This window comes from Lactobacillus sp. ESL0228 (assembly GCF_003692825.1).
Classification (GTDB): domain Bacteria; phylum Bacillota; class Bacilli; order Lactobacillales; family Lactobacillaceae; genus Lactobacillus.
Map to the genome: position 1 here is coordinate 43,863 of NZ_REHJ01000004.1, position 13,151 is coordinate 57,013.

The 13,151-nt window shown below is 32.8% G+C and carries 8 protein-coding genes and 1 pseudogene; 8 read left to right on the forward strand and 1 reads right to left on the reverse strand.

The annotated features are described in order from the left end of the window. Positions 1-337: 337 nt before the first annotated feature. The 7 genes and pseudogenes from F5ESL0228_RS01060 to rpoN all read left to right on the forward strand — a co-directional run bounded on the left by F5ESL0228_RS01060 (position 338) and on the right by rpoN (position 7,629). On the forward strand, positions 338-2,905 hold the full coding sequence (locus tag F5ESL0228_RS01060) for a sigma 54-interacting transcriptional regulator (protein WP_122022595.1): 2,568 nt from the start codon (positions 338-340) through the stop codon (positions 2,903-2,905). 136 nt (positions 2,906-3,041) lie between these two features. Beyond that, a complete protein-coding gene (locus F5ESL0228_RS01065; RefSeq protein ID WP_122022596.1) occupies positions 3,042-3,458 on the forward strand; it encodes a PTS fructose transporter subunit IIA in 417 nt (138 codons plus the stop codon). Positions 3,459-3,469: 11 nt separating this feature from the next. After that, positions 3,470-3,961 carry a PTS sugar transporter subunit IIB gene (locus tag F5ESL0228_RS01070; RefSeq protein ID WP_122017721.1) on the forward strand — a complete coding sequence of 164 codons (492 nt, stop codon included), beginning with the start codon at positions 3,470-3,472 and terminating at the stop codon, positions 3,959-3,961. A 21-nt stretch (positions 3,962-3,982) separates the two neighbouring features. Continuing rightward, positions 3,983-4,822 carry a PTS sugar transporter subunit IIC gene (locus tag F5ESL0228_RS01075; RefSeq protein WP_122017722.1) on the forward strand — a complete coding sequence of 280 codons (840 nt, stop codon included), beginning with the start codon at positions 3,983-3,985 and terminating at the stop codon, positions 4,820-4,822. Then, positions 4,819-5,646 (forward strand): PTS system mannose/fructose/sorbose family transporter subunit IID, encoded by an 828-nt coding sequence (locus F5ESL0228_RS01080; RefSeq protein ID WP_122017723.1) that lies wholly within the window; start codon positions 4,819-4,821, stop codon positions 5,644-5,646. The genes F5ESL0228_RS01075 and F5ESL0228_RS01080 overlap by 4 nt, the downstream gene beginning before the upstream one ends. After that, the gene (locus F5ESL0228_RS01085) at positions 5,647-6,351 is read left to right on the forward strand and encodes an MgtC/SapB family protein (RefSeq protein ID WP_122017724.1); all 705 of its coding nucleotides are present in this window, start codon (positions 5,647-5,649) and stop codon (positions 6,349-6,351) included. It begins immediately after the preceding gene. 201 nt (positions 6,352-6,552) lie between these two features. Then, positions 6,553-7,629: pseudogene (gene rpoN / locus F5ESL0228_RS01090) on the forward strand (RNA polymerase factor sigma-54). A gap of 104 nt (positions 7,630-7,733) precedes the next feature. On the opposite strand, the gene F5ESL0228_RS01100 reads toward rpoN, so the two are convergent. Then, positions 7,734-8,675 carry an aldo/keto reductase family oxidoreductase gene (locus tag F5ESL0228_RS01100; RefSeq protein WP_122022599.1) on the reverse strand — a complete coding sequence of 314 codons (942 nt, stop codon included), beginning with the start codon at positions 8,673-8,675 and terminating at the stop codon, positions 7,734-7,736. Positions 8,676-8,860: 185 nt separating this feature from the next. On the opposite strand from F5ESL0228_RS01100, the gene cas9 reads away from it, so the two are divergent. Next, a complete protein-coding gene (cas9, locus tag F5ESL0228_RS01105; protein ID WP_122022600.1) occupies positions 8,861-13,051 on the forward strand; it encodes a type II CRISPR RNA-guided endonuclease Cas9 in 4,191 nt (1,396 codons plus the stop codon). Positions 13,052-13,151: the final 100 nt, after the last annotated feature.

Below are 13,151 nucleotides of genomic sequence, written 5' to 3' on the forward strand. Positions count from 1 at the left end.
GGCTAACCGTAATTTAAAGGGCTTTAGCCATCATAGATAAATTCAAACTAGAATATGTTCGAATTCATCTATGATGAACCCAAACTTTATCTAAAATAGCTAAAGTAATAGCGGTTATTCAGTTGTAAGTTAGGTTTTAAATTGATATTCATTAAAATTTACCTCCAACCTTAATGAGAAAATTATAAAATATGAAAAAGATAATGTCAAGCTGTATTTTAAATAAATATTTCTTCTATAGTACTGTTAAAAGCAATTTAAGAAAACGAATTCACAAATTAACTATAGTTGAATATAATTGAGTCTAAAGCTATACATAGTTGAGGAGAGTAAAAACATGAGGACTGCGCAAAAGATAGTTTTAAACAAAATAGAAGAATTAGCTGATGATGAAGAAATTTGTACAAGTGATTTAGCGAGAAAATTAAATCTATCTAGATCTGTCATCAGTCATTACCTTAATCAGCTTGTTAAAGAAAATAAGGTTCAAAAAATCGAAGAGCGACCTGTAAAATGGCGAAAAATTTCTGTTGGTGATACTACTCCAACAGCTACTGGTGTTTTTAAAAATGTGATAGGAAATCATGGATCATTAAAGAAAATTATCGATCAGTTATGTGCAGCAGCCATTTATCCTCCCAATGGACTAAATGTTTTGATTACAGGGAAATCGGGTTCTGGTAAAAGCTTTTTAGCTAATAAGTTATATGATTATGCTAAACGTGAAGGTGCTATTTCCGATAAGTCGCCATATATTGTTTTAAATTGTGCTAATTACGCTAATAATCCGGAATTAATTTCCAGTATGCTATTTGGTTATGTGAGGGGAGCTTTTACAGGTGCAGATTCTGAAAAAAATGGTCTACTTAAAGAAGCTGATAATGGTTATCTTTTCTTAGATGAAGTTCATCGGTTAAATAGTGAAAATCAAGAAAAATTATTTAACTTTATTGATTCAGGACAGTTTTATAAAGTAGGAGACAATGTTCATCCGATTAAAGCTAATGTTCGGCTAATAATGGCAACTACAGAAAAACCAGAAAATGTTTTACTTGATACTTTTTTACGCAGAGTACCGGTCCAGGTTAAACTACCAAATCTGATTTCAAGGCCAGTTGACGAGCGATTAGAACTTTTAAATGAACTATTTTATACAGAAGCACAGCGACTTAGCAAAAAGATAGTGGTAGATAAAGAAGTTGTTTCTGCATTAATGCAAATTGATCATGCAGGAAATATTGGTTATTTAAAAAATATTATTAAAGTTTCATGCGCCACAGCATATCATGATTGGTACAATTATGATATTATCAACTTAAAATTAAAAGATGTGGTATTAAATAATTTGCAACCATTTAAGGATTACGGAACAATTACTGTTAATTCTAGCCAAGAACCAATTTTTACATCAAACATTAGTTTAAGCCAAGAACTAATGTTTATTAATAATTCCTTGAAAGACTTAAGTACAAATTATTCTAAGGATAATCTAACTAGGTGTAAGCTACAGATTCAAAATATTAGTAAATTTATTATAAGGGATGGATCAATAACTGGATTACATTTACAGCATAAAAGAATTTTTGAAAAAGTAATTAAAAAACAGTTTGGTTTAAAAACGGCAGATTACTTAGAGACAATTATATATGAACTTTATGAGCATCATTTTACACCAATTTGTAATAGTACTAAATTACGTACAATTATCTTAAATCATTTTCCACGAGCCTTTCATGTGGCCAAGAATTTTTATAATATGCTTCCAATTTTAGATATACAAAGTCATAAAGGATTAACAAATATTTTGGCTATTTTACTAAGTGATTATGTGGATGAGCAAATTCAATTACGTGGATTAATGGTAGCTCATGGTGAAAATACAGCCACCAGTATTCAAACTGTTGTTAATTCACTTTGTAATAATTATCTATTTGATGCAATTGATATGCCGATAGAAGCTAACATTTCATCGATTATCGAAGAGACAAAAAAATTGATTGCTAGTTATAATACATCTAATGGTTTTATTTTAATGGTTGATATGGGGTCATTAAGTCAGCTTTATACCCAAATTAGTTCACAATTAAATGGCGATTTACTAGTAGTTAATAATTTAACAACCTTGACAGCTCTTGACTTAGCTCTAAAAATGAAACAAAATCTATCATTTAAGCAAATAGCGCAGGAAGCAGAAAAAGATTATCAGATCAATACTAAATATTATGAAGGATTTTCTCAATCGACCAATATTCTGGTTTCTTGTATTTCTGGTTTAGGAATTGCAGAAAAGATTAGCGATATTATGCAGAAATATTTACCAGATAATATTATGGTTATCCCAATTGGCTATAATAAGTTAAAAGAAAAAATATCTAGTAAAAGTTGGTCGTATTTTAAACAGACATTATTTGTTTTAACAACGATTGATATTAGCGAAAAAGTCGAATTTAACCATATGAATCTCTATAATATATTGGATTCTACGGGGGAGAATAAACTAAATCATTGGTTAGCCCCATACTTAACCAAGAAACAATTGATAAGTTTTAATGATCAATTATTGCGTTTCTTTTCTAAAGAAGGAATTTCTGAACGTTTAAGTTTTTTGAACCCAGAGGTGGTATTAAAAGAAGTAGAAACAATTAATAAAAAATACGAAGATTTTTACAATTTAAAATTAGATGGCAAAGTTAAATTGAATCTTTATATGCATATAGCATTAATGATTGAACGTACAATGATGCGCAAGAGTAATTCAAGTATAGTTCAACCAAAAACAGAGAAAGAAAAAATCTTTTTTAAGGTTACACGTAGTATTTTTCAACCAGTTGAGTTAAAGTACAATATCCAAATATCATATTATGAAATATCGCTTTTATACGAATTGTTTAAACAGTTTATATAGGAATGTTTAACCATAAAAAAAGAAGTGTTTAAAAAATAAACACTTCTTTTTTTATACCAATAGATATGTATTTTTAGCAGTTGGCATGATTATTGCTAATAAGGAAATGAAACACAAAGATATAAAAGGAGAGAATATGACAGAAATATTAGTAGCAAGTCATGGTCACTTTGCTAGTGGTTTAAAAAATTCAATTGAAATTTTAACGGGCATGGGAGATAAGATACAGACAATTGATGCATATGTCGATCAGTCTGATTATACAAAGCAAATTATAAGATTTATTGAAAATGCACAACACCCAGCAGTTATTTTCACAGATTTAAGGGGAGGAAGTGTTAATCAAAAAGTAGTCTTAGAAGCAGTTAATAAAAAAAATATTTTTGTAGTAACTCAAACTAATCTTGCGATCGTAATGGCAGTTTTACTTGATAATGAGAAATTAACCAGAGATCACATACAGGATTTAATTAATCAAAGCCAAGTAGAATTGTGTCAAATTGATGATAGTCAAACTGAATCGAATGATGCAGATGAAGATTTTTTTGAATAGGGAGAAGAAAAATGATTGCACAATTAAGAGTAGACGACCGTTTAATTCATGGTCAGGTTGCACTAGTGTGGACCAAAGAATTAAATACGCCAGGAATTGTTGTTGCAAATGATAATGCGGCAAATAATACCATGGTTCAAATGACTTTGAAAATGGCTACTCCTACGGGAAAGAAGTTATTGATTCGAACAGTTGATGATGCAATTAAGGTGTTCAATAATCCTAAGGGAAGTGATATGAGAATTTTTGCGTTAACTAATAATATTGAAGATGCACTTAAAATTGCTAAAAATGTTAAAGAAATTGATGGGATTAATGTTGCCAATGTAGGTCGTTTTGCTAATGATGCAAATAAAGGAGTTCAGTTATCATCCACTTTGATGCTATCTGAACAAGAATTAACTTCATTAAAGGAATTAGCTGAATTAGATATTCCAGTATTTAATCAAGTTGTTCCTAGTAACGTAAAAACACCAATTAAGTCTTTATTGAAAGGAAAATAATTACTGTAAAGGAGGATAACTATGATACAAACAGCTTTTTTGGCAGCGTTATGTGTATTTGTCTGTCTCGGTGGTAATTGGCTCTGGGGTCAGACAATGATAGAACGTCCATTAATTGTCGGTACAATTACCGGTTTAATTATGGGTAATATGCAAACTGGTATTTTAATTGGCGCTTCTCTTGAAGCTATTTTTATGGGAGCGGTTGATATTGGTGGGGCACTTTCGGCTGAACCAGTTACAGCTACCGTCTTAGCAACGACTTTTGCTATTACTTTAGGAGTAAATACAAAAGCGGCGCTTGCATTGGCTGTTCCAATTGGCGTATTTGCTGCATTTATTTTGATGTTCATGAAAAACGTTGTTATGAACATCTTTGCTCCAATGGTTGATAAAGTAGCCAATGATGATAATGTCAGAGGTTTGACCTGGCTCCATTTTGGCATGTGGTTTTTAAATTATTTTGTTTTTTCGTTAGTAACTTTTTTTGCTGTTTTAGCTGGTGCTCGTCCTGTTCAGCAGTTAGTTGCACGAATCCCAGCTAATCTTATGTCTGGATTAGCTGCAACAGGTGGTCTTCTTCCAGCTGTTGGTTTTGCTATTTTGATGAGGATGTTATGGAGTAAGCAGTTATCCCCATATTACTTTTTAGGATTTGTTTTAGCAGCCTATTTAAATCTTCCATCTGTAGCAGTAGCAGCTGTGGGTATTATTATCGTTGCTATTCAATGGATGCGTGATAAACAACTAATGGATCTAGAAAATAGGCAGAAGCAAACCTTGGCTAAATCTGATGCAATAATTGCAAACAATAATTCTGAAACAACAGCAACGCAAGAAGAGGAGGACTTTTTCTCATGAAATTAACTAAAAGCGTTTCACCTCAAGACAAAAAGATTATTAATCGTATTTTTTGGAGATCATTTACGGTATTTGCAAGTCGAGTAGGTGCAACAAAAGCACATGCACCGGGATTCATGTATTCAATCATGCCAGCACTGGATAAATATTATGAAAAAGATAAAGCTGGACATCGTGAAGCTATGATGAGACATACTACTTGGTATAACATTACTCAGAATGTTGGTACGTTCGTAATGGGACTTGTTGCTTCGATGGAAAAGAAAACGGCTCAGGATCCGAACTTTGATCCTGAAACAACGGTTGCTATTAAAACTTCTTTAATGGGACCACTGTCTGGAATTGGCGATTCAATTTTTTGGGGTGTTCTACGTGTAATTGCTGCTGGTATAGGTATTAGCTTAGCCAGTCAAGGTTCAGTTTTGGGTCCCTTGTTATTTTTGATTATTTATAATGTTCCATCCATTTTGGCACGTTATTATCTTACTTACATGGGGTTTACGCTGGGCGACACTTTTATTCAAGACATGTATAAAAGTGGAAGTATGCAATTATTGAATAAAGCTGCGTCAACATTGGGATTAATGATGATTGGTTGTATGACAGCAACAATGGTTCAATTTAAATCAAAACTGAGTATTCCAATTACTGGTGGTAAACCGATTTTGATTCAAACTTATTTTGATCAGTTATGGAAGGGACTAATTCCTTTACTTTTAACGCTCTGCTGCTACTGGTTACTATCGAAAAAAGTTAATGTTAATTGGATTTTACTTGGTGTTTTGATTTTAGCAATTATTTTAGGGTTAATAGGAGTGGTTTGAGTGAATGTTGCGGTAACACTACCAGAAATTATTATCAGACTATTACTATCCGTGATAACTGCAAGTGTTATCGGTTTTGATCGTGAACATAAAAATAGACCTGCTGGAATCAAGACACATGTTCTAGTTTGTGTTGGTGCATGTATAATTGCTCTAATCCAGAAAAAAATTGGATTTGATGCCTTACAAATTGCTCTAGCAAAGCCTAGATTAGCAGGAGTTGTTCGAGCCGATGAAGCAAGATTAATTGCACAAGTTGTTTCAGGAATTGGATTTCTAGGAGCAGGAACAATTTTGGTTCAACATCGAACAATTTTGGGTTTAACAACAGCGGCTAGTTTATGGGCAGTTGCTGGTGTTGGATTAGCTTTTGGAATGGGAGACTACAGTATCGGAATTGCCGGTTCAATAGTCGTTATTGTTGTTTTAGTTTTTTCAAAAAAATTGATTAATATTCATCCTATGAAAAAGCTGGAAATAGAGTACAAACATAAAGTTGAAACAAAAGAATTCATTAACGATTACTTTACTAAGCAAGGTATCACTGTGGTAAACGTTGATTTTAAAGTAAGGCAGGCAATGAATAATATCGTTTATGTTAATATATATGATATTGAGATGCCACGGTCAATTGATTATGCAAGTGTAATCGAAGATCTTTCCATGAATAAAAATGTGGTAGAAGTTCAGCTAGTAAGTATTTGATTTATAGGAGATAAGGTGATGTATCAAAAGCCTAAAATGGTTTTAAAGCCGCAGGAACAACTAGTAACACGACTTTTCTTGTCACCTAGGTTAAAACAAAATTTAAAAGTCTTATCATATAGTAGGCGTGATTTAGTAAACGCCATGAAGGATTTGTGTATTAGCAATCCCTTTGTTAGTTTACGTGGAGCAAAGGCCGAAATGCAAAATTTAGATTGGATTAGATCACCTGTAAAAGAGAACTTAATTGATCATTTGCTTTGGCAAGTAAATTTGAATAACTGGAAAAGTAAGGATAAGCAAGCCGTTAAGTTACTAATTTATAATCTAGATCAGGATGGTTATTTGCGAATTTCTCTGAGCGAGATCGCAAGAATGAATGAATTTTCATTACCAGAATTAGAAAAAGCTCGCACATTGTTACAAACACTTGATCCGCTAGGAATTGGTGCAACCAACCTCAGTGAATGTTTATTAATCCAAGCACTTGAAATTAATGATTTTAATCCCATAGCTTTGCAAATTTTACGTAATAATCAACTACAATTACTAGCCAGTCCTGAAAAATGGAGCTGCTCTGCTTTTTCTCGTATTGAACTAACTAATGCATTGACTAGTATTCAGTCTCTAAACCCGATTCCTGCTAGTGAGTATGTGAATAATGATAATTCTCAATACTTAGTACCTGATTTAATTTATAAAGTGGAAGATGGCCGTTTAACTATTGAAAGTGCTCAGTCGCAATTACCAGAATTATTGTTTGACGAAAAGGCATTTATTATAATGCAGTCACAGTCTGGTGAAAAGGAATATTTTTCTGCGCAAAAGCGACAATATCTGGAAATGAAACATGCTATTGAAGAAAGGCAGCGGACCATCATAAGACTGGGACAGTATGTTGGGCAATACCAACATAAGTTTTTATTAACCTTGCATAAACAAGACTTAAAGCCATTGAGTCTAAGAGAAGTTTCCCAAGCCTTAGGATTAGCTCAAAGTACAATAAGTAGAGCAATTAAGGATAAATATCTTCAGTGTCAAAATTAAATTTTTAGTTTAAAATTACTTTTTCCACGTTCAGTTACTGAAAATATATCTCAAGAACAGATAGAGTATAATCTAACCAAAATATTTAAAAATGAAAATCCCCAAAATCCTGTAAGTGATCAACAAATAGTGGATCTTTTTAACAAGCAAGATGTCCATCTGAGCCGGCGTGTAATTTCAAAGTATCGCCAAAAGCTAGGGATTCCTAATAGTTATAATCGTAAATCCTAAAATTTTAATAATATAAAAGTGCCTGAAAAAAGAAAAGCTGACAAATCTATGTTTATTTAACAAAGATTATCAGCTTTTTATTTGTTTTTTGTACTCCCCAATTTTTATGGCAAATCATTTCCTGCAGCTAAATAAATGTCATACCAATCTTGAGCACTCAATTCAATATCGGCACCTTTTGCACTATCAATAATATGTTCTGGTGTCATGGTACCAATAATTACTTGAATATTAGCTGGATAGCGTAAAATCCAGGCGGCTGCGATTGCATTTTTAGAGCTCCCTTTTAGCTTGGCTAATTTTTCTAAGGTATCGTTAACTTGCGGAAATTTTGGATTACCAATAAAGTTACCCTCGATTTGACCGTATTGAAATGGTGACCAAGCTTGAACAGTCATTTGATGCAGTCTTGAATAGTCAAAGATACCACGATCGTGGTCAATACTACGATTGTCGGTCATATTAGTATGTATATTAAAATCAATCGGTCCAGTATGCATAACACTGAACTGTAATTGGTTGATCAGTAGTTTTTGGCTGATGCCAGCTTGTAACAAGTCAACTTGACAGGGATTGAAATTTGAAACCCCAAAATGGCGAACTTTGCCATCTTTTTGCAATTCGTCAAATGCAGCACCGACTTCTGCAGGATCCATTAGTGCATCAGGACGGTGTAAAAGTAAGCTGTCTAGGTAATCAATATTCATCCGCTTAAGTATGCCATCAACTGCATTAATAATATATTGCTTAGAAAAGTCATACCGAGTTGTTTTGTAATCAAGTGTCGGATCTTCATAAATCCCTGTCTTTGATTGAATATAAAAATCTTCTCGTTTAAGTGAGGACTTCTTTAAGGCATCTCCAAAAACTTCTTCGGACTTTCCATGACCATAAACATCGGCTGAATCAATATAATTAATGCCAACATCATGCGCTGTTTCTAAGGTCTTGACCGCGCTATCAATAGTTAATTTGTTCATCCGCATAATTCCTAGCGCAATCGCTGAACTAGTAAAACTCGTGTTACCAATCTTAATTTGTTTCATAATTTACCTCCTTTCTTAAGTATACGCCAAATTTGCTTAAATCATTTGGAAACGATTGCAAACAACTATCAAGTAAAGTAAAAATAATTGCTGTTTTTCAAAAATTAATAGTGAATGCGTTATCTTTTAGAGTTATTATAATAAAAACAAATAAATTAAATGTGTTTTTAGAAGGGGGTCTTGTAATGACTAAATTAAATGATGATTATATTTTAGGTCTCGATATCGGGACAAATTCTTGTGGTTGGGCTGTTACTGATAAAAAAAATAACTTATTGAAATTGCGCGGCAAAACTGCTTTGGGATCGCACTTGTTTGAGGAAGGTCATTCAGCAGCTGATCGGCGTGGTTTTAGAACAACCAGAAGACGACTTAAACGTAGAAAGTGGCGTTTAGGACTATTAGAAGAAATTTTTGCTGAGGAAATGGCACAAGTAGATCCGAGCTTTTTTGTACGATTACATAAATCTTGGATTTCACCATTAGATAAAATGCGTACCAAGTACCCAGCAATTGTTTTTCCAACGGCAGAGGAAGATAGCGAGTTTTATAAGAAATATCCGACGATTTATCATTTACGACATGCTTTAATGACTGAGGATAAGCGCTTTGATTTGCGTGAGATTTTCTTAGCGATTCATCATATTGTTAAATATCGTGGTAATTTCTTGCAAGACACGTCTATTAATAACTTTAATGCTTCAAAGATTGATGTGGGTCCTGTTTTAAGTGATTTAAATAATAGTTATCGTCAATTAACAGATGAGAATCTGGATTCAATTCAGTTTAAAATTGAAAATGCAGGACAAATTGAAGCTGTGATTCGCGGTCAAGATGATGAGCGTACTCTGTATAAGTCAGATAAGGTTAAGAAGATCGCACAGTTATTAGTTGATTCAAGTGACAAAGCAGCTAAGAATGTTGCTAAGCAAGTTGCCAATGCCATAATGGGTTACAAGACACAATTTGAGACAATTTTAAATAAAGAAATTGATAAAATCGATAAAGGAAGTTGGGAATTTAAACTAACCGACGCAGATGCAGATGACAAATTGGAATCGTTTTTAACTGAGCTAAATGAGCAAGAGGAAACAATTATTGCCGAAATTCGTAAGTTGTTTGGCGCAATTACATTAAGTAACATTGTTTATGAAGGGATGACTTTATCAGAATCCATGGTGGAAAAATATAACCAGCATGGTAATGATTACAAGCTACTTAAAAGTGTGGCTAAGAATCATCATGATAAGCAAAAAGCTGAAAATCTAAGACTTGCCTATGATTTATACGTTAATTATCGTCATGGACGATTACTTGAAGCTAAAACAACATTAAAAAAATGGCATAAGGGTAGTGGTGTTTTAAGTAAAGAGGAATTTTATAAAGTAGTCCAAGATAATCTCGATGATTCTGAAGCATCTAAACAAATTATACAAGAAATTGAACAGGATAAGTTTATGCCTAAACAGCGAATTAACAGTAATGGTGTAATTCCTTATCAGCTTCATCAAATTGAGCTTGATCAAATTATTACGATGCAAAGTAGATACTATCCATTTTTGGCTGAATCCAATCCGGTTGAAGGGCATTTAAAGCAGGCTCCTTATAAACTTGATGAGTTAGTAAGATTCAGAGTGCCATATTATGTTGGTCCAATGATCACTACTGATAAACAAAAAGAAACATCAGGTAAAAATTTTGCATGGATGATTCGCAAAAGTGATGACACGATAACACCGTGGAATTTTGAACAAGTAGTAGATACTCATCAATCAGCCAGAAAATTTATCACGCGTATGACAATTAAGGATACCTATTTACTTGGTGAAGATGTTTTACCTGCTAATAGTTTGTTGTACCAAAAATATGAAGTTTTGAATGAACTTAATAATGTTAAAATCAATAAAAAGCGACTTGATCCCCAACTAAAGCAGGCTATTTATAATGATTTGTTTATGCAAAACAAAATAGTTAAAGTTGAAGAATTAACTAATTATTTAAAACAAAATCAACATCTTGAATACATTGAAATTAAAGGCTTAGCCGATCCCAAAAAATTCAATTCTAGTTTGTCTAGTTATTATCAGCTTAAAAAAATGAAGCTTTTTGATAAGCAACTTGATGATCCTAATTATCAAGCAGATTTTGAAAAAATAATCGAATTATCTTCGATTTTTGAAGATAAAAAGATACGTCAAGCAGAATTGCATACAATTAAGTGGTTAACAGAAGAACAAATTAAAGCTTTAGCCAATTGGCATCTAAAAGGTTGGGGGCGTTTATCAAAGAAATTATTGCAAGAACTACGTGATAGCAATAAGAAAAATATTATTGAATTGTTGTGGGCTAGTGAAAATAACTTTATGCAAATTGTTACACAGCCAGACTTTAAAGCAGCAATTACTAAAGAAAATGCCCAAGTTACTGAAGATAATGGAATTGAAGCTATTTTAGCTGATGCATATACTTCACCTGCTAATAAGAAGGCAATTAGGCAAGTAATAAAAGTAGTTGATGATGTTGTCAAAGCGGCTGATGGCAAGGCTCCGGCACAATTTGCAATTGAATTTACACGTGAGCCTGATAAAAATCCAAAGTTGTCCCAATTAAGAGGTAGTAAATTACTCAAAGCTTATCAAGATACTGCAAAGGAAATTGTAGATAAAGACCTAGTTAATTCTTTGAAGAATAACATGACTGCTCGAAAACTAGATCAAGATAAGTATTTCCTCTATTTCATGCAGGGTGGCAGGGATGCATACACTGGTAAAAAAATTAATATTGATGAAATTACATCACGATATGAAATAGATCATATTTTACCGCAGTCATTTGTCAAAGATGATTCATTAGATAATCGTGTTTTAACTTCTAAGGCACTAAATGCAGCAAAATCTGATGATGTGCCATATAAGCATTTTGCTAATAAAAGTATAGCCGATATTAATATGACCGTAGGTGAAATGTGGAAAAAATGGCAGGAAGATGGCTTAATTACTAAACGTAAGCTAGGGAACCTTTTACTAGATCCTGACCATATAAGTAAATACCAACGTTCTGGATTTATTAATAGACAATTAGTTGAAACAAGCCAAATTATTAAACTGGTTTCAGTTATATTGCAAAGCAAATATCCTGATTCTGAAATTGTTGTGGTTAAGGCCAGTTATAATTCTGCTTTACGTAAAAGGTTACAGTTATATAAGAGTAGAGCGGTTAATGATTATCATCATGCACTTGATGCTTATCTGTCAGTTATTTGCGCTAACTTCTTGTATCAAGTTTATCCAAAATTACGACCGTTCTTTGTTTATGGAAAATTCAAAAAGTTTAAAGAAAGTGAAAAAGTACAAGATGAAACTATTGAACAGGTAAAGACTTTTAGTTTCATTTGGCCATTATTGCAAAAAGATACTAAAGAGCGAAAAGCACCGGAAGAGATTCGAGAAAACAACAGCAATCAGATCGTCTTTTATAAACATCCAGATATTTTTGACAAATTACGAAAAGCTTATAATTATAAATATATGTTAGTATCACGTGAAACCACTTCAGAAGATCAAGCAATGTTTAATATGACTATTTATCCACGTGCTGAGCGCGATACTGCTAAAACTAGAAGCCTAATTCCGAAAGGTGAAGGATTAGATACTAAAATTTATGGTGGTTATAGTGGAAATACTGATGCCTACATGGCTCTTGTTAAAATTACTAGTATAAAAGATACTATCTATCGGGTAGTAGGAGTACCAATGCGCGGTCTTGCGGATCTTAAGAAGGCTAAAAAAGTTGGAAATTATAATGGGGTTCTTAAGCAAATCTTAGAGCCCTTAATAATGTATGACAAAAAAGGAAAACCTAAACGTGGTGTGAAAAGCTTTACAATTCTTGCTGGGCATTTATTAAATAAACAAGTAGTCATTGATGGTGATCGAAAATTTGCACTGTCAAGTTCGGCATATATGTATAATGCAAAACAATTGACCTTATCGCAAGAGACAATGCGGATTGTTTCCGGCCACATTGAGAAAACTGAAGACAAAGATACACTATTTATCTCTGCTTATGATGAAATTTTAGCAAAAGTTCATAAATATTTACCATTGTATAATATTAATAAGTTTATAGAAGGTCTAGACCAGGGGCGCGAAAAATTTATTAATCTCGAAACTAACGATAAAGCGAAAATTTTGAAAGAATTGTTGAATGGATTACATGACAATTCTCAATTTGGTAATCTTAAAGCAATTGGAATTAAAACTCCATTTGGTATGATGCAAATAGCGAATGGTATTATACTTTCATCTAATGCTAAGCTGATTTTTCAATCACCAACTGGTTTATTTGAAAAGAGAGTTAAAGTTACGGATTTATAAAGTAAAAAAAGGGAACCGAAAAATCCGGTTCCCTTTTTTGTGTATAAAAAAGCCTCCGCTATAGAGCTGAGGTAGGACGATAAATATCGCGTTAAAACTT